14 protein-coding genes and 1 tRNA gene are annotated in these 18,850 nt (G+C 50.8%); 8 read left to right on the top strand and 7 right to left on the bottom strand.

Annotation, left to right across the window (positions count from 1 at the left end):
* Positions 1–87 precede the first annotated feature (87 nt).
* Positions 88–1,224: an LPS export ABC transporter permease LptF gene (lptF, locus tag TERTU_RS11990; RefSeq protein ID WP_015817033.1), complete on the top strand. Its 1,137-nt coding sequence runs from the start codon at positions 88–90 to the stop codon at positions 1,222–1,224.
* Positions 1,221–2,285: an LPS export ABC transporter permease LptG gene (gene lptG / locus TERTU_RS11985; RefSeq protein WP_015820618.1), complete on the top strand. Its 1,065-nt coding sequence runs from the start codon at positions 1,221–1,223 to the stop codon at positions 2,283–2,285. Before lptF ends, lptG begins: the two co-directional genes overlap by 4 nt.
* Positions 2,286–2,323: 38 nt before the next feature.
* On the opposite strand, the gene TERTU_RS11980 is transcribed toward lptG, so the two are convergent.
* The 3 genes from TERTU_RS11980 to TERTU_RS11970 form a co-directional block, all read right to left on the bottom strand.
* On the bottom strand, positions 2,324–2,857 hold the full coding sequence (locus tag TERTU_RS11980) for an RDD family protein (protein ID WP_015820080.1): 534 nt from the start codon (positions 2,855–2,857) through the stop codon (positions 2,324–2,326).
* Between the two features lie 139 nt (positions 2,858–2,996).
* A complete protein-coding gene (locus tag TERTU_RS11975) occupies positions 2,997–3,488 on the bottom strand; it encodes a hypothetical protein (protein ID WP_015820964.1) in 492 nt (163 codons plus the stop codon).
* 277 nt (positions 3,489–3,765) lie between these two features.
* Positions 3,766–4,521 (bottom strand): DUF3108 domain-containing protein, encoded by a 756-nt coding sequence (locus TERTU_RS11970; protein WP_015818883.1) that lies wholly within the window; start codon positions 4,519–4,521, stop codon positions 3,766–3,768.
* Between the two features lie 411 nt (positions 4,522–4,932).
* Between TERTU_RS11970 and zwf the strand changes: the two genes are divergently transcribed.
* From zwf to TERTU_RS11955, 3 genes are all read left to right on the top strand, one after another.
* A complete protein-coding gene (zwf, locus tag TERTU_RS11965; protein ID WP_015820190.1) occupies positions 4,933–6,423 on the top strand; it encodes a glucose-6-phosphate dehydrogenase in 1,491 nt (496 codons plus the stop codon).
* A gap of 355 nt (positions 6,424–6,778) precedes the next feature.
* Positions 6,779–7,786, top strand: a complete 1,008-nt coding sequence (gap, locus tag TERTU_RS11960) for a type I glyceraldehyde-3-phosphate dehydrogenase (protein WP_015816954.1) — start codon at positions 6,779–6,781, stop codon at positions 7,784–7,786.
* Positions 7,787–7,933: 147 nt separating this feature from the next.
* Complete coding sequence (locus TERTU_RS11955; protein WP_015818357.1) at positions 7,934–8,791, top strand: hypothetical protein; 858 nt, start codon at positions 7,934–7,936, stop codon at positions 8,789–8,791.
* Positions 8,792–8,847: 56 nt separating this feature from the next.
* On the opposite strand, the gene TERTU_RS11950 is transcribed toward TERTU_RS11955, so the two are convergent.
* The 3 genes from TERTU_RS11950 to TERTU_RS11940 all read right to left on the bottom strand — a co-directional run bounded on the left by TERTU_RS11950 (position 8,848) and on the right by TERTU_RS11940 (position 12,176).
* Positions 8,848–9,033 (bottom strand): DUF3012 domain-containing protein, encoded by a 186-nt coding sequence (locus TERTU_RS11950; RefSeq protein ID WP_018015609.1) that lies wholly within the window; start codon positions 9,031–9,033, stop codon positions 8,848–8,850.
* Between the two features lie 69 nt (positions 9,034–9,102).
* Positions 9,103–10,740 carry a diacylglycerol kinase family protein gene (locus TERTU_RS11945; protein WP_041590223.1) on the bottom strand — a complete coding sequence of 546 codons (1,638 nt, stop codon included), beginning with the start codon at positions 10,738–10,740 and terminating at the stop codon, positions 9,103–9,105.
* 269 nt (positions 10,741–11,009) lie between these two features.
* Positions 11,010–12,176 (bottom strand): cyclic di-GMP phosphodiesterase, encoded by a 1,167-nt coding sequence (locus TERTU_RS11940; RefSeq protein ID WP_015820208.1) that lies wholly within the window; start codon positions 12,174–12,176, stop codon positions 11,010–11,012.
* A gap of 380 nt (positions 12,177–12,556) precedes the next feature.
* On the opposite strand from TERTU_RS11940, the gene TERTU_RS11935 reads away from it, so the two are divergent.
* Together TERTU_RS11935 and TERTU_RS11930 are read left to right on the top strand one after the other, a co-directional pair.
* Positions 12,557–14,668, top strand: a complete 2,112-nt coding sequence (locus tag TERTU_RS11935; RefSeq protein WP_015819852.1) for a TonB-dependent receptor domain-containing protein — start codon at positions 12,557–12,559, stop codon at positions 14,666–14,668.
* Positions 14,669–14,936: 268 nt separating this feature from the next.
* Positions 14,937–16,406: a cellulose binding domain-containing protein gene (locus tag TERTU_RS11930; protein WP_338057811.1), complete on the top strand. Its 1,470-nt coding sequence runs from the start codon at positions 14,937–14,939 to the stop codon at positions 16,404–16,406.
* Positions 16,407–16,686: 280 nt separating this feature from the next.
* Here TERTU_RS11930 and TERTU_RS11925 read toward each other — a convergent pair whose 3' ends face one another.
* Positions 16,687–17,718, bottom strand: coding sequence for a coiled-coil domain-containing protein (locus TERTU_RS11925; RefSeq protein ID WP_015818417.1), 1,032 nt, complete (start codon positions 17,716–17,718; stop codon positions 16,687–16,689).
* A 455-nt stretch (positions 17,719–18,173) separates the two neighbouring features.
* Between TERTU_RS11925 and TERTU_RS11920 the strand changes: the two genes are divergently transcribed.
* Positions 18,174–18,260: transfer RNA gene (locus tag TERTU_RS11920), tRNA-Leu, on the top strand.
* Positions 18,261–18,850: the final 590 nt, after the last annotated feature.

Raw genomic sequence — 18,850 nt, 5'->3', positions numbered from 1 at the left:
AAACCCCCAGTGTAAGACAGCTGAAGGAATTAATAAATGTGTGTTGAGCTGATAGAATTCGCCGCTTGATAAAAAAGGAACACCGCATTGATTATTTTCCGCTATCTCGCCCGCGAAGTACTGAGCAGTATGTTTGCTGTCAGCCTGGTACTACTGATGATTATCATCAGCGCACGTTTCGTAAATTATCTTGCCGAAGCTGCGGCGGGTAAACTCGACGCCGGTGTTCTGCTCACACTCATGGCGTACAGACTCCCCGCGTATTTGGAGTTGATACTGCCCCTGGGTCTTTTTATCGGCATTCTCATGGCTTATGGTCGTTTGTACCTCGACAGCGAAATGACGGTATTGTCCGCGTGTGGCTTGAGTCAGAAGCGGTTGGTAGGTTATACCTTGGCCGCATCACTGGTGGTTGCGATGTTGGTAGGCCTGTTTAGTCTGTATCTGGGGCCACAGGGGGTGAAGGCTTCCGAAGCGCTGTTGGCAGAACAGCGCAACCGCACAGATTTTGAAACTCTCAAGCCCTCGCGATTTCACACCCTGGATCAAGGCGCCGGTACCAGCTACGCCGAATCCATCAGCGAGGACAAAAAACAACTGCGCGGGGTTTTTATGGCGAAGGTATCGCCAATTGACCCTGCAGACGATCTCGACAAGGTTACGCATCAAGAGGCCGACCTCACGGTTCTTACCGCCGAATCCGGCGAAACCGTGATAGACCCGCAGTCCGGGCAAAAATATTTGCTGCTCAAAAACGGACGTCGATACGTAGGCACGCCGGGCACCCAGAATTATCAAGTAGTGGAATTTGGCAATTTCTCGCAATTGCTGCCGGAACCGGATTACGCCGTTAAGCCCAAGCGGTTTACCGATGGCTTAACCACATTCAAGTTACTCCAGGCGAAAACCCGAGAAGCCAGTGCAGCCCTGCAGTGGCGGTTCTCTATGCCAGTGCTGGTGATGATTGTGGGTTTGCTCGCCGTACCGCTCAGCAAGACGCAGCCGCGTCAGGGTCGATACGCGAAAATGCTGCCGGCAATTATTTTGTACATGGTGTACCTGGTTTGCGTAAATGCAGCGCGAGGCCTGATCGAAAAAGGCAATGAGCCGGTTCCGGGTATGTTGTGGCTCGTACATTTGCTGTTTTTTACGGTCGCGTTGTTTTTGTTAGTCGACAAACGCCGTTTATTCGGCGCTCGTCGTCGGGCGGGGGCTGCGGCATGAGGAAGTTACAACGCTATATCGCCGCTCAGGTCTGGGGCTCCGTCATGGGCGTTTTGTTAGTCATTGTTTCGCTCGACGCCATTGCTGACCTGGTAGATCAGCTCAGCCAGCTCAAAGGTGATTACACGTTTTTGGAGGCGCTGTTCTATGTGGTGCTCTACATTCCATCCAGCGTGTGCGATTACCTGCCGTTGGCGGCGCTGGTAGGTTGTTTGATCGGCCTGGGGCTGCTCGCTAATTCCAGTGAACTTGTTGTGATGCGCGCGGCCGGCGTGTCGGTACGCCAGTTGATCTGGTCGGTGATGCGCCCAGTGTTGTTGTTCATTATTGTTGGCGCCTTGGTTGGCGAGTACGTCTCGCCTTATACCGATCAATATGCGGACAGCCGCCGCGACTTACTGCAGGGCCATGAACGCGCGCTCCAGAGTGAACGGGGTTTATGGTTTCGCGAGGGCAGCGAATACATGCACTTTAACGCGGTGCTGCCCAATGGGCGGTTGTATGGAATTACGCGTTACAAGTTTGCCGACGGAGGCAGGCTCGAGCAGGCAAGTTTTATTCGCTCCGCGATTTATCAGGGAGACCATTGGGTCGAGCAGGGCGGTGAGATTACCCAGTTCGATGCGGAGGACAAGGTCGACCGCGAAGAATTTATTTCGCGAAACTGGTACACCGAAATCTCCCCTAGCTTATTGAATGTGCTGGTGCTAGATCCAGATGAGTTGCCGATGCAGCGTTTATACGCGTATGCAAACTACCAGGAAAAACAAAATATCGATTCCAGTGAGTATCGCCTGGCCTTTTGGCAGAAAGCTTTGCAGCCGCTGGCAACCTTAAGTCTGGTGATGATCGCTATCTCGTTTATCTTCGGTCCACTGCGCCAAACTACCATGGGGTTTCGGGTATTTATTGGTGTGATCGTTGGCCTAGTATTTCAAACCAGCCAAAAACTCTTCGGCCCGATGTCGATTATTATGGGCTTTTCCCCCATGTTTGCCGTACTCATTCCGATTGCATTTTGCTTTGCTTTTGGCTGGTTGCTGATCAAGCGCTCACAGTAGTGTGCGCTTCCAGATCCAGTTCCCGCTTGAGTCAGCGCTTAGCTATGCCGCAGCTTTTTGCGAGGCGGCGTTAGTATTACCCGAGTATCACTCCAGCGATCGTGCAAGCAGTCGCTTTGTTCATCAAAAAATTGCCACCAATAACCTGCGCCCACAAATAGTAGTGAAAATGGGGCGAGAAAAGCACGCAGGGTGGCTTGCTTGAGGCTTGGTGACACTGTCTCCGGCAGTGCCTCGCGCTTCACGAGCTGCAGTCGCCACGCGCGCATACCTGCGGTTTGCCCGGCGCGGCACCAGAAGAATACATAAAAGCCAGCGAGTGTCAGTATCAGGCCCACGAGAAAGAGTGCATTGCCCCAATGTGTGGTAATCATTGGGCGGTACTCCCCCGCCGTGGTGTCGCCCTGAACAATCAGCAACACAATAGTAACTACCGCGCCGTACGCCATGGTGAGTGCACCCAGCAAGAAACTGTCGTAAACCAGTGCAATAAGGCGTCGCCACAGGCTCGCGCCTTGTTGTGTAACGGAAATCTCTGAAGTCGGGGTGGGGTTGGTGGTCGGTGTGGTCATAGCGAAATCGAAGTGGTCGAAAGCGCAGCATTGTACACGCTGAGTGTAATGCTGGATAAAAAAGCGTCCCGCACGGAGCGGGACAAGAGGTAACAGACGGTTTGGGGCACGTCTGATGGTGAAATTATTATTGCAGTCGTTATTGGTAGTGATACGTAAAGGTGAGGTGGGCCTCGTCTTCGGATAAATCGATGCTGTAGTTTGACCAGGAAACACCCGGCTCGGCGGCCGTCAACTGGGATGAATCGGTTGTTTCGTCGGTGCCGGTCAGGTTATGCCAATAGCGCAGCGCGCTTTGCTGTAGCAGTTTGCGGAGCGCTTCGGCGCCCGATGCCGTATTTTCGGCGCTTTGCTCTAGCCAGTGACGGTTCAATTGATGTCGTTCCCCACAATTGCCATGTTCGCGGCGCAATGCGGCATGCTCGAGAAGGGCGTCGTCGTCCAGCAGTCTTACAGGCGTTTCTGTGCTCGGGTTGTAAGCACTGAAAGCGCTGTGGTGGGCACCTGTATGCGCGAATCCCCTTACGCCAAATCGGCTTTCTGCAAAACAGGGACAGACCAGCGCCAGGCTCCACAGCCCTAAGAGCAGCCGTTTGAAGGGGGATACCCATCGATCAATCACCGTGACCATGACGACACTCTCTAAATCAAAAGTTAATCCTATAGTATTAAAAATCTGTCAATAAAAAAGACCCTGATTTAGAACAATTGGTAATTGTTCCCGTAGTGTAAGAAACAACCAGATCACGCTTTGCGGGGGCTGAATTGCGGGCCTGCAGCGATCAGGCTCGACACGGTGAGTAGGTATTTACGGGTAGCAGGAGGGGCTGTTGTCGGAAGTCGCTGGTTAGATGTGATTTAAAAGGATAATCGCGCCCATATGCAAAATTCATATAGGCGCGGAGTGCCTATTGCGCTTTTGCTGCGGTGTACAGAACTTTGCTGAGATTGGCGCTGCTTTTGTAGCTGGTCAGGCGGATGGAGTGCTTATCACCATTTTCTTCTACGTGCTCAACCCTCGCAATCTGGTAGTTTAGATCTGGCACAATCCATAAGCGGGTTTCCTTGTCGTCGTCCCTGTTGTCACGTTCCACCAGAATACTTTGATAGCTCTTGTCGCCAAGCTGCAAGGTTTCTTCGCCTGTTTTCTTGAAGTGAAGTGTTTTAATCTTGGATGATTTGACGAATGTGACGTCAATCTTGGTGTGTCCAGCAGCAACGGCTCGCTGAACCTGAAGCTGATAAAGTGCAGGATCAAGCACGCCGAGTTCCAGCGGAAACTCCCGGTTTTTCTCGGGTTTATCCTCTCTTTCGTAATACACCGTGGCTTTTGGCCAGTCGAAGCGGAAGTTCTCATCTGCTTTAAAGGCAAGGATTTTGCGTTTGTAGTGGTAGCTCTGAGGCACCATTATCCCTTCGTCGAAGGTAAACTGACTTTCCTCGGTAATTGAGGCAAAGCTGTTTTTGATAACGGAGTTCAGTTGAAACTTGCCATTGTCCAGTTGTTCCAGCTGACGCGTAGATGTAATAGTTAACCCTGAATATTTGCCTTCATATTCAGCCGTAAACAGGGGTTCACCCGCGTGTGCGCAAAAACTAACCAATATGGTCGTGAAAGTGACCAGAACTGGAAAAAACAGGTTTTGCATTGCAGCAGATTTCATGGATCCTCGCTTAAATTTTTGGCTTTGCAGCAGTTTAAAATGCGCTTACTGAACATATTCTGAACGGCTTAACCCTACCGTTGGTTGATCGCTCTGGGGACACAGTCTAAAATGGCCGCGCTTTTTTGTGCGCTGAATAATAAACCGCCGAAACATTCTGCGGGAATATTATTGGACGGCGCAACATGTAAGCGATGCCGCGGTAATCCTGGGTGAAGCGACCTGGCGACTATCTGTGATCGGCTCGTTTGCTTTCCCTGTCTGCAATTCGTGACCTTTCCCACTCATACCAACGCGAACGTGTTTAACACACAAGACTGTTGTGAGAATTGGGGTGACCCGGCAACCTGTGCCCTCAATAGTATGACTGGGCGCGATAACAAGAGTTCTATAAACAAGGTATTCCAAAATATGAAAACGGACCTGTTGATTATTGGTGGTGATGGCGATCTCGCGCTGCGCAAGCTTTATCCATCGTTGTATTACCTGGAGTTGAACAATTGCATGCCGGCCGATACGCGTATTTTCGGTATGGCACGCACAGGACAAACCCGTGAGGAATTCCACAACAAAATTTATACCTGGCTGAAAAAAAGTGTTGGTGATGCGCTTTTTTCAGAAGAAAAATGGCAAAGTTTTGCCAGTAAAATCTGGTTTGCACAGGGAGACGCCACCAAAGAAGACGATTTGGCGAGCGCCAAGAGCGAGTATTTCGATAACGATAATCACCTGGTGATCTATCTCGCTATTCCGCCGATGATTTTTGGCAAAGTCTGTGGTTCTGTCGACAAATGCGGCTTAAACAAGCCAACCACACGCCTGGTAGTAGAAAAACCTTTGGGCGATAGTCGCGAAAGCTTTTTGGCGATTAACGATGAGTTGGCGCGTACATTTAGCGAAGAACAAATTTTCCGCATCGACCATTATCTCGGTAAAGAATCCGTACAGAATCTTATCGCATTGCGTTTTGCCAACGATATTTTCGAGCCGCTTTGGAATTCCCGTTACATCGACCATATTCAGATTACGGTAACCGAAACCGTGGGAGTTGGTAACCGGTGGGCGTTTTACGACCAAACCGGAGCCACCCGAGATATGGTGCAGAACCACCTGTTACAAGTACTGTGTTTGATGGCGATGGAACCCCCTGCATGCTTGAACGCAGAATCGGTGCGTGCCGAAAAACTGAAAGTGTTAAATGCTTTGCGCTTGATTCCCGCCAGTGAGGTGCAGGATTTAACTGTGCGCGGCCAGTACAGCAGTGGCTATGTCGATGGCGTGGAGGTACCTGGCTATACCGGTGAAACTTCCGACAAATACGAAGTGGACCCTAACAGCCAGACCGAAACTTATGTGGCGATCAAAGCTGAAATTCAAAACTGGCGGTGGTCTGGTGTGCCGATTTATCTGCGCACTGGCAAGCGCTTGAACAAGCGCCACTCAGAAATTGTGATCCAGTTTAAGCAAAGTAACCATCAGATCTTCGAGAAAGATCATTCCGAGCACCGCGCAAACCAGCTGATTATTCAACTGCAGCCCGATGCCGGTGTCAGCCTGCGCATGATGCATAAAATACCTGGCCTGGACGCAGGCATTCCCGTTGAAGATGGCGTCCTGAACTTCTCGTTTGACGAAAACGGCAAGGTTACACACGATGCCTATTCGCGGTTGTTCTTTGATGTGTTGCGCAATGATCAAACCCTTTTCGTAAGTGCGGCTGAGGTAGAGGCAGCATGGCGCTGGGTTGACCAGATTTTCGCCGGCTGGAAGGAAACCAGTATGTCTGTTCAGGAATACCCTGCCGGTAGTCGTGGGCCCGCTCTCGCGGAAGAACTGCTGGAGCGCGACGGGCGTAAATGGCTGAACGAAGGCTTTGAACTTTGGTGTGAACTGGAGTCTTAGTACTGCCTTACAAGTCAATTGTCAGAGTGGCGCTGGTCGCTACCTGACAATCCCCTGATTTCGCGCAAATATGCGCCAAATTTCACCTGTAAAGCTGTAGAATATGCGCGCTCTATAGCGAGAGTGTCTGGAGGATTGCAACGAAAACCGCTAGAATGGCGGCCGATTTTGGTTGCACCTGGTGGCATTACAAGCTCCCTGCAGCGAGAGCGTTCGGACCACTGGGAATCCTCTCAATGTTGGCGTACCTGCTGTGTGGAATGCAGGGCCCAAACCGAATCACTACAGTTTTATACCCACGCTAAACTTGAGCGGCGCGCGTGTGCTGCCTCAATTATTACTCTAGGAGAAAACTATGAGCACCATTAAAGTCGGAATCAATGGCTTTGGACGTATCGGCCGACTCGTTTTTCGTGCTGCTGCTGAGCGCGACGACGTAGAAGTTGTAGGTATTAACGACCTGCTGGACGTTGACTACATCGCCTACATGCTGAAATACGATTCCACTCATGGTCAGTTTAAAGGTGACGTTGAAGTAATCGACGGCAAACTGGTTGTTAATGGTAAGGAAATTCGCGTTACCTCCGAGCGTAACCCTGCAGACCTGAAATGGGGTGACATTGGCGCAGACTATATTGCTGAAGCGACCGGTATCTTCCTGACTAAAGAAACTGCTGAAGCTCACCTGCAAGCAGGCGCTAAAAAAGTGGTTATGACTGGCCCATCCAAAGACGACACTCCAATGTTCGTAATGGGTGTTAACAACGAGTCATACACTAACGATATCAACATTGTTTCCAACGCTTCTTGTACAACCAACTGTCTTGCGCCTCTGGCAAAAGTGATCAACGACAAGTGGGGCATTGAAGAAGGTCTGATGACCACTGTTCACGCAACAACCGCTACCCAAAAAACCGTCGATGGTCCTTCTATGAAAGACTGGCGCGGTGGCCGCGGTGCTGGCCAGAACATCATCCCATCTTCTACCGGTGCTGCTAAAGCCGTTGGTAAAGTCATTCCTGAACTGAACGGCAAATTGACTGGTATGGCTTTCCGTGTACCAACTCCTGACGTTTCTGTTGTCGACTTGACTGTACGTCTGGAAAAACCAGCCACTTATGAAGAAATCAAAGCTGAAATCAAAGCGGCTTCTGAAGGCGCTTTGGCTGGCGTTCTGGGTTACACCGAAGACGCCGTTGTTTCTAACGATTTCATTGGCGATGCGCGTACCTCTATCTTCGACGCGGACGCAGGTATTCAGTTGAGCGACAAATTCGTTAAGCTGGTTTCCTGGTACGACAACGAATGGGGTTACTCCAACAAGGTTGTTGACCTGATGCAATACATGGCTACCAAAGCGTAATTTACGCTTAATTAGCCGGGCTTAATTGCCCAACCCGAAAGGCGATCAGTAAAGTGATCGCCTTTTTTTGTATGCGGATTAAATGCGTATAAATAAAAGCAGCAATGAAATTTAATAATAAAAATAAAACCCTAGAGGTTAAAGATTATGCGTAACCTGTTTCGCTTTACACTGCTCCTGCCCATTTTTATACCGTCTTTAACGGCCGCCGCATCGACCTGCCGGCTGGAAAACATGTTTTGTGAATCTTTCGAAACCTTGTCAATTACTGGAAGCTTCGACGGTTCCAGCGAAGCGAAAATTTCCACAGTGCGCGCCTATGACGGTAAACATGCACTGCACGTGGTGGGAGCGGGCGGGGGATACAATCGTCAGTTTTTCAAGGTGCTGCTAAGCGAAACACCGTTTGCAAAGCGTCATTTTGGGCGTGCAATGGTGTGGCTGAGCGACAAAAACGCGCGGGATGCAGACTTTACCCTTTTGCAACTGGCCGGGCCCGCAACAACTCAATCGGGAGCGCCAAAAGGGTTTGAGGTGGCATTGCGCGGACGTGTTGACGGCCGTTATGACCACCTGTTTTCCAATTACGATACATACCCTGTAACGGATAATTCCGCTGGCAAAAAATGGTCGACCGATTGTTGGCAACACCCGGCGTTTAGCGATACTAAGCCGCCCGCAAGCACCTACCGTTTACCAAAAAACCAGTGGTTTTGCCTTGCCTGGTCCGTCGATGTTGAGCGAGACCATTTGGCTTTTTGGCTGGATGGAAAGCCGCTGGAAGAAATTACCATAAATGGCAAAGGGCAGGGGTGTGTCGCGCATTCGCAGGCGGACAAATGGCTGGCGCCTTCAGAATTAACTTACCTGGGAATTGGCATCGAGCAATATCAAAAAACGGCAAAGCGGCGCGAGCTGTTTATCGACGACGTCGCTTTGAGCCAATCGCCGGTACCTTGCCCGGTTTTGCAAGCGCCTATGGCGGGCGGAGAAGTGGTTCACTGACTCGGTCTGAATGCCATAAATGCACCTGCGCCGAATCTATGCGGTGCAGGCGTGCCCTATTTGAAAATACAGTCTTTCGCGAAGGCTTTCGCTTCGTTTGCGGTCCAATCGCCCTTGGGCTTCTCTTTCATATTTTTGCACCAAGCCTCGCTCCCGACCTCCGGTGCACAGGCGACAGTGCCAAAAATGGAAGCGATGATTAACAGCCCTAAGCCGCGTATTCGCAAGTGTTTCACACGCATTTCTCCTTTAATTTCGGAGCGATCCAGCGCAGCTTTTTTCAGTTTTGAGCCATGAGCCAAGACCATGAATTAGGCAATAACACGCAGCGATTGGGGGATGCAGCGTATCTCGATATGGTCAAATTCAAATAGTTCGCCGTCGATCACAACCGGTATGGTTTTGTTTGCGGTGAATTCTATCACACGACCTTTTTCGTGATGCACATAGTTTGTTTCAGGGTTGTCCAATAGCCCGCTTTGCACCAGCTCAACCATGGATACCACACTCTCCCCGGGATCGCCTCTGCTCTCAAGCCAGGTAATATCCAATTCGCCATCGTCGTATACCGGTTCGCCACCACCTTGCGCCAGAATGCTGAACGCGGGAGCCGCGTTGGCTACAATAAGGCTATAAGTGGATATCTGTTTGGCATTGCCGTCTACAGTGAGGGTAAGCTCCAGCGTGTCTAACTCGGTAAATTCCTGAATTGCACCGGCAACATAGGCCAGCACGCCCCAGCGTTGTTTAATATCGGGGGAAGCGCGTGAAATCATGCCTGACTCCAGACCAATTCCAGAAAGCAAAATCAACGCATGACCATTGCATTCTGCAGTGTCGATAATTCGCGTGCTTTGTTTGGCGATTCGTTCACAGTTAGTTGCGAGGTCCGAAGTATTGCCCGTGCCATAGAGGCAACTCGCTAATGCGTTCGCGGTACCCAAAGGCAGAATACCCAGCGTGGTATCTGTGTGTACGAGTGTGCTTGCAACCGCTGAGACTGTGCCGTCACCGCCGCACGCCACCACCAGGTCGATATTGCGCGCAATGGCTTCCTTAGCAATGGCCTCCGCGCCGTGCTCTGGGGTAGTAAACTGCATGGAGACATCGAAAAATGGTTCCAATTGCCGCTGGATTTCGTCACGCATATTGTCTCCGCCGTAGCTTCCCGCTGTCGGATTAATAATGACATAGGCGCGTGGCTTGCGTTCGGTTACGAATTTAGAGTTGCGGTATTTTTCGAGCATGCGCAGCTGGCGAAAATTCGGTGCAATGGAGCCACGAATTGCCTGCGCAGCTTCCAGCAATTCACGTGTTGTTGTGTCGGGTTTGCGGTAGATAAGATATGCCAGCAGAGCCATCGCCGAGCGCCCACGGCCGAGGGCACAATGCACCAGAACGGTTTTATTGTCGCTACGCCATTTATCGATTTGCGCAACAGCTTTGTGTAAGTGGCGCAGCTTGGGCACACTGTGGTCGAATATAGGTACGTTTAAATATTCGATCGGCGTGTCTTCCACGGTAAGGCTTAGCGCATCGAATTCTGCGGTTACATCGAGCACCGCATTAATGCCATGTTTTTCTAGATCACCGAGGTCTGCAGGCAGTATTCTGCGGCCGATAAACAAGCCAGGGGAAATTTCCTGGAAAGCGGGGTCGTCTGATGTTTGCCGCGATAACCAATTACAAAAATACGTGCCGGCAAAAAATGGTAGTAGAACAATTTTTATGGGCCAGGGAATAATGCCGCGCTCGTTCTTAAACAGCAGGCGGGTGAATGAAAAAAAGTAGCCCATGCCGATGTAAAAACACACCAGCGCACACCATAGAAATGCAAATTTTACAACGTGGGACGGTACTAGCAGTGCAGGAACAAGCAGGGCGAGCCCGCCAGCGGTATACCATGTGCCACGCAGTTTAATGAATTTTTGAAAGTTTCCTTCGTTCATGCTGTCCACTTTTGTTGCCTTTTTACGAGTGGTTGCACAATCCAGTCCAGGTTGTTTTATTTTACTGAGTTGCGAAGGTGAAAAGAGTTGGCAGTGGTTACTTTCGTGCTAGCGCGTTATGCCGAAGACTTTTGGCTTGCACGTATGAATGAACGCGCAAATCAGTAGCGCGGTAGATCAAAAAGGTTTGCCCTTAACGCGTGTAAAAACTATAGCGGTACAATAGCTGATTCGGGCAAAACCAGGCCGCAGGTTACTCGCGGGCGAAATTACAAAAAGTCGCGCACCTGAATATCGTAATCCCGCGGGTCCAAGGTACCTATAATTTTCTGCTCAATGAGAGGGCTCGATAAATCAATATCTTTTGATTTTTCATAGTGACGTTGGCGTAAGTTGTAGATGGTGCGAACGGTGGGTTGGTGAGGTTTGGTGTAATTGCTGCTGATAACTACGGCAGCGCGGTTGTTGTCCAGTTCCACCAGGGTGCTCACCGGGTAAACGCTCATGCAGCGGATAAACTGGTTAACGAGTCCGCGGTCCAGGTGGCCACCGGTAATATCCAGCATAAAGCGCAATGCGTCGGCAGGGGGCCGCCCCTGGTGGTATACCCGATCTGCAGTGAGTGCATCATACACATCGACAATCGCTGCGAGCCTGCCGTAGCTGTTGATATTGCTTTCGTCCAAACCAATGGGGTAACCGGAGCCGTTGAGCCGTTCGTGGTGCAAACCGCAAATGGCTAGGGTCACGTCGGTCACGCCTGGCGACTTCAGCAATATCTCCTGGCCATACACCACGTGCCGCTTCATCTCTGTCCACTCATCGCCAGAAAGTCGGCCCGGCTTGTTCAGTATGTGGTGGGGGACGCGAACTTTACCGATATCATGAAGTAGTGCGCCTGTGACCAACTGGTGAACAAGTTCATCTTCATACCCGAGGTAACGGGTGAAAATACCCATAATGACCCCGACGTTAATCGAATGCTCCAGCAGGTACTGGTCTTTTTCACGAATTGCGCTAAGGCAGAGGAGGGCGTTTGGGTTGTTGAGCACCGAACCATTAATTTCATCGGCCAGGCACTCCACCTGCTCGATATCGATTAGCTTACCCAGTTTTACATCGCGTAGAATGCCAGAGACCAGCGAGCGAGCTTCGTTGTACACACTCGCAGCTTTATCGCGTTCTTCCTGTAGGGCAATTTTCGGCGAGAGAAATTGGGTGTTGCTCTTTAGCGGGATTGAGTAAGGGGAATCCAAACCTTTGTAAATATCGATAAAAACTTCGTTTATACCTTTTGCGATAAGTTTATCGATAGTTTCGTGACGGCGAATAAAGCCTTTCGGACGAATACTGCCGTCTTCGAGGTTGGGTGTTTCATCAGATACGTACATTCCCAGTTGCAATTTTGCAACGGGAATGCGTCGAATATTATCCATTGCCGCTCCCGTGATTGGTCTGACGCTAGCCCCAGTAATTTAACTGGTTGTTGTAAACGTTTATGTCGACGTTTGTGCAGACGTTTATGGAGACCACAGCGTCGCCGGCAGTTTAGTCAAAGGTGCTGCTGTGGCCTTAACAACAGGCCCAGGCCAGGGCCGGGGCTCTTCAACGCGCTGTTATAGGTTCTCGCTGAAGTATAGCTGGAGCACGTGACAGGCGTGACAACAAATTCTTCTATGGCAATCGCAGCGGGCCTGGCCATTAGAACCAGCCGTAATAAAGAATTGTTTTTGCTCGTAACGAATTGAAACAGTCTCGTTACGCCATACGGGTACACTGGCCCCCGAAAAATGATGACTCAGGTTAGGAGTTGGTTATGCCAATGTTAGTTGGGGATCTACCCCGCAAAAGGACTTTTTTATCGTGCTCTGCAAGCTGCCTGCTTGCGGCACTTTTATCTTCGGGGGTTAGCGCACAAACGTCTGACGCTGTACGTGAAACAGCTAATGGAGAAGAAAGCGGTGGCGGCGCGGGTACCCTGGAAGAAACGCTGGTACTTGGTGAGCGCCGAGGAAACTTTACCGAGATTACCCAGGAAACCCAGAAGCTCGTCGATATGCCGGGTGCGATGGGCGATCCACTAGCTGCAGTGTTCAGTCTGCCGGGTGTGGTTTACTCCAACGGCGATAGTGGCGAGCCTGCGGTGCGGGGCTCGTCGCCATCAGATAACATGTTTCTTATCGATTTTATGCCGGCCGGCTATATTTTCCACGATTTTAATACGTCGGTTTTCCACGAATACATCATGCAGGATTTTCAGCTGCACTCAGCGGGTTTTGGCCCCCAGTACAGCGATGTAACCGGTGCGGTGTTCGATATTACTCTGCGTCAACCAAAGAAAGAGCAGCTCTACGGCGTGTTCGATATTTCCATGCTGCGCTCCGGTGCATTCGTGGAAGGGCAGATTACCGAAAACACCGCTTTTTATGTATCGGGTCGGCAGAGTTTAATCCATTACTTTATCGACGAAGATGATGTTGAGGAGGAGGATGGTCTGCGGGTGGAAAAAATGCCCAAAGACACCGACTACCAGGCGAAGTTTTTGTGGGACATCAGTAAAAACAACACTTTGACCTTTAGCGCGAGTGGTGCCACAGATACAGCTGCTGCCACGTTTACCCGCGACGCGGACTTTGTGCGCAGTAACCCGGATTTCCAGGGCTACGCTGAAATCGATAACGGTTACGATGGGCAAAACCTGATCTGGGATAACTACAGTACTGGCGGCCACCTAAAAGTCGGTATTGGCCATTTGTACGACAGTAATTCGTTGGTTTGGGGTGATGGATATTTCTATACGGGTGAAGCGGTAACCGACACGGTAAAAGCGCAGTACGTTGTGCCGGTGGGAAGCAGCCACGTGCTCACGCTTGGCGCTAAAGGCCAGCAGAATGAGCTGACCTACCGCTACGACCAGGTGCTGTTTGTGTGTACGGATTTCGATTCGGATTGCAGCCTCACCCGCCGCGAGCGCATCGCCGACAGCCAATCCATTAAGCCGCTGGAATCGGTGGCTTTCCTTAATGATCGCTGGCAGCTGACTTCACGATTTGCGGTTGATTTGGGTCTGCAATGGCAAAACAACGATTACACCGATGAAACCTTCGTAAACCCTCGTCTGGCACTGGAGTATATTCTTGCCGACAACTGGGTGATGAGCTCCAGTGCTGGGCGCTACAACCGCTTCCCGGATCTGGAAACCATATTGCCTAACGTGGGTAATCCCGACCTTAAATCGCCAACATCCGACCACTACACCCTGGGGCTGATGCATGAAATGGGCGATGGCTGGAGCTGGAGCGTAGAAACCTACTACAAAACCATGGACGACTTGCCGCTCGCGCTCAGTGAAGACGACCCGGATGGCGACCTGCTATATGTGAATGACGTAACGGGTAAGGCCTACGGTTTTGACCTGCTGGTAAACAAAGAGTTAACCCGCAACTGGTACAGCTGGGTTGCATTAAGCTATGCAAAAAGCCAGCGCACCAACGAACGCGATGATCACACAGTGGATTACTATCTGGATACACCGATGGTGTTTAACTGGGTGGTCAACTATTCTCCGACCCGCAACTTCAATCTAGGTTGGCGTTGGACGGCGCGCAGTGGCGCCGCGTACACCCCGATTGTCGGTTTGCGCGAGAACCCCTGGTTTGAAGACAGCGTTTTACCAGAGTACGGGGAAGCATTTTCTGAACGCCTGCCAATCTACAGTCAGCTGGACCTGCGCTTTAAATGGTACAGCAAGCTTTGGCGTCTGGATGCTGAATATGTCATTGATGTAATTAACGCGCTCAACCAAAAAAATACACTTGGCCGCTCGTTGGATTACAAAAAAATAGAATCGGTAGATGATGAAGTCGCGATTGAAGAAACCGAATCCATGGGTATTATTCTCGCCGCGGGCATTCGTATAAAAATCTAGCCTGACCCCTCCGGAGCAAACATTAGGCTCCGGAGGGCTATTACCTTGCTTAGACGTGTGACGCAGCTCTACGCACCCGGTTTATTATCAAAAGTCACGTTGGCAAACGCGTTGTGCCCCACATACTGCGACCAATCGCGCTCTCTAAGTTAAACTCCACACGCCTCCCTATAAAGTTCATGTAAAAACGGTAGGAATAACGTTCAAAAACTGCTAAAAAGACCGTATGTAACCGGTTGCAGTAGGGCAGTTTGGTACTTGGCCGGTGATGATAATAATGAATCAACACAGGGCTAAAATCATGTTCAACAAATCTTTCTCCTGGTCTATCTTCATTCTTCTCTTGTTAAGTAATTTATTGGGCGCTGCGGCTTATGCTCAGGTGCGGGTGATGCCGCTTGGTGACTCAATCACCGGCTCCCCGGGATGCTGGCGAGCGTATTTGTGGGATGAACTGGTAACGGCAGGCTACACCGATCTGGATTTTGTCGGCACCCTGGGGCCACAGGGGTGTGCCGTCAGCCACGATGGCGACAACGAAGGTCACGGCGGCATTCTCGCCACCAATATGGCCAATCAGGGCCAGCTAACCCCCTGGTTGGCAGCGACCAACCCGGAAATCGTGCTTATGCACCTGGGTACCAATGATGTGTGGAGCGCGCGTTCCACCAGCACCATTCTCGATGCATTCACGACCCTCGTGGGGGCGATGAGGGCGAATAACAGTGCAATGAAAATTATCGTTGCGCAGATTATTCCAATGGACCCGGCTGGCTCCTGCGCCCAATGTGACCAACGGGTTATTGCGCTGAATGCCGCCATTCCCGGCTGGGCGGCGAGCCTTTCTACCGCCTCATCTCCCATTTATGTGGTGGATCAGTGGACGGGGTTTGACGCAGTGGCAGACACCTACGATGGTGTGCATCCTAACGCGACCGGCGATATGAAAATGGCAGCCCGCTGGTTTGCTGCGCTTACGCCTTTGCTGGATGGCACCGGTTCGTCCACCAGCTCCAGCAGTTCCTCATCTACGAGCTCCAGCAGCAGCTCAACCAGTTCATCGTCCAGCTCAAGTTCTTCGTCCTCCACCGGCGGCGCTTGTGTCGATATGTGTCAGTGGTATCAGGATGCACCGCGCCCCTTGTGCGTAAACCAAAACAGCGGCTGGGGCTGGGAAAACCAACAGAGCTGTATTGGTCGGGCAACGTGCGAAAGCCAGAGCGGCAACGGGGGAATTATCACCGTTTGCGACAACGCCTCTAGTTCGTCTTCGAGCAGCTCGAGCTCTTCATCAAGCAGCTCTAGCTCGTCGTCTTCCGGCGCGGGCAGCAGTTCGTCCAGCAGTTCCTCTTCAAGCAGTTCAAGCAGCTCCTCTTCAAGCAGTTCAAGCAGCTCCTCGTCAAGTAGCTCATCGAGCAGTTCAACAGGCGGTAGCAGTAGTGGGCTGGTTTGCGACGTTGTTGTCGGCAGTGTTTGGGGGAGTGGTTATCAGATTAATGTGACCGTAACCAATACCGGTAGCACCTCGGTTTCTGGTTGGGCAGTCGTGCTGGATTTTGGCGCAGACCCGGCTATTACAGGCAGTTGGAATGCAACAATCACAGAAACAGCGAGCGGAATAGTTGCTTCTGGTGTTAGCTGGAACAATCAACTTGGGCCAAACCAAAGCGCAAGCTTCGGTGTACAGGGTACGCATTCTGGCAACTTCGTCGCCCCCGCCTGCACGGTGGTGAATTAGCAGAGCGCCTGATACGCCTATAAGCCGGGATTACTCGATAGTTCCGGCACTACCTGCGGCTCCAATCCATAGCATGGATGGCAACAGGTTATTGATGGTAATAGGTTATTAAAGGTAATAGGTTATGTATGGCAACAGCTGAGAGGCGGGGATACAGGCTGATGCTCAAGTCGTGGAAGGGAGCCCGCGCAATGAGCGCAAAAGAGCGAGCAGCGCGAGTCACAAAATAAAAAGGGCAGCCAGAGTTGGCTGCCCCTTTATTACCAGGTGTTTCTCAAACCTACTTCAACAGGCCTTTGTTGAAGAACGCAAAACGAGGTTTGCGGTGGTCGCGTGCATCGTAGATAAGCACGAACATATCACCGTCCTGCTCCGCTGGAATACGAACCTTGTACTTGCGCAGTTTAATGGTCAGCGCGTGTTCGCCAGCGCCCAGAGACAGCTCAGCATAGTATTGCTCATTGCCCAAATGCTCCAGGTCAACTTCATCATCGCGGTCCACTTGAACCGTCAGTTCGTCGTAACGCTGGTTGCGACGCTTGCTATCTTCTTTGAGTAAACGGTTCAATGTTTTCATCTGCGCGTGCGCGTAACGTGCTTGCGGGCTTAAATTCTGCAAACTCGCATCGTCAGCTTCTACTGCAGCAACTGGCGCCGGTGCTGGTGTCGGTTCTGCTTTTGCTTCAGGCGTGGCTTCAGCAACTTCTTCGACTACCTCAATAGCTACGGGCTCTGGCGTTGGCGTAGGGGTAGGCTTGGGGCGCGGCGTAGGTTTGGGCTTTGGCACAGGTGTTGGTGCGGGTGCGGCCTGTGCAGCTACTGCAGCACGGGCTTTTTGCTCTTGTACAATCTCAACGCGCTCTTTTTTCTCAGCGATCTGACGCTCTAATGCGCCCAACTCTGCAACCAGTTGCTTTTTCTCTTCGCCGAGTTCCACGATCTTAGTGATAGTGCGCTCCAGGCGACCCTCGCGGCTTTTAAGGCCTCGTTCGGCCAACTCGATGCGGCGGTTGGCAAGGTCAATAGCCCGAGCGGCATCAGCTTCTTTACTCGCCTTCGCTTCAGCGAGGAGCGTTTCAGCTTCTTGATACGCGAGCTGAGCTTCGGCCAGCTGAGATTCTGCTTCCGGCTTTTTAACTTCGTAATATTCAAGACGGCTGTCGATGGTCTCCAGCGAGTCCTTAACGCTTGCCACGCGTGCTTGAAGCTTATCCAGCTCCGCTTGAGCCCCTGTTTGGGCAACACTTATCTGGACAAATAACAGTGTAATCAGGCACAGCGAACTGCGGATCGCTAAGCGCAAGTAATTCATTGGATGCAAACTCCTCGTGAACGAAATTCTGTGTTTAAAACATGATCAAATATTGTACTATTATTGCCGGGTATAATGAAGCAATGCTTTTTTATTGTTACTTGTTATTTCGCTCACGCCAAAATCCGCCCCTCATACTTTGTGCAAAAAGCGCCATTCCCCGCCAATGCGTAGAAATATAGCGTTTCTGGGCCTAGTGTGTATACACGCCATGCCACACTTTTTGACATAAGCACCGGCGAATTCGCCACCGGTTAGTATCAGACGATAAACAGGTGTTGACCCGGAAAAAAGCGCTGGTATAATCTCGCGCTCTCAGCAGGCGGCGCTTATAACTTCCCTGCTGTGCAAGCTTTAAGCAGTACTATCAACTGCATCTGCCGGAACGCGAACTCGACCAGTGTAGGTCAGGTTTTCGCACAGTTCTAATAGAAAAGCTGAAGATCTCAAGCAACGCCAGAGTGGTGAAATTGGTAGACACAGGGGATTCAAAATCCCCCGCCCTTAAAAGCGTGCCGGTTCGAGTCCGGCCTCTGGTACCATGCTTTTCTGAATTCCATGGAAAGCACACAGTCAGTACCTGGCTGTTTAACTTCCCGCAGATCCTCAAGTCTTTGTTGTTGATCTCTTTCTTTGCTTGGTTAAGAGCTGAGTTGATTGTTCTCGGCTGACCTTGTTGTCTTCATGTTGTGGCCCTTGTCTTCTTCTCCGGTGTGGGATTGCCCCCCTGTAGATTTGTTCTCTGCGGAATTTTTCGTCCGCCTCAACCTCTCACGTAACTTAATAGTTTCATCGATAACCCTTGAACAAGATACTTTACGTATTCCTAAGCCTATATCTGTATGCATAACTTCCAGCTGCTTCTGATTGGTGAGTGGCTCGTTATCGGTGGTGTCGCACTAGAGGTTATCTTTAATTGAGCTGTATTGATTTGTGAGCTCTGTTAATCAATTTGATTTTTCCCAATCTTTTGATAAGGGAGCAATAGCTCGCTTTGGTATGTAGTGAACATCTCTGCTCGGTTCATCATTTTTGGTTAACACAAACTTGCTGCGCTTTTCTGTGCGTTTGTCACGGTATGTATAACTGAGTGCTTGCTGCGGCTTTAAAATTTTCAATCTATTCGTAGCGG

The sequence above is a fragment of the Teredinibacter turnerae T7901 genome (assembly GCF_000023025.1).
Lineage (GTDB): Bacteria > Pseudomonadota > Gammaproteobacteria > Pseudomonadales > Cellvibrionaceae > Teredinibacter > Teredinibacter turnerae_B.
This window is presented reverse-complemented; position numbering and strand designations above follow the sequence as displayed.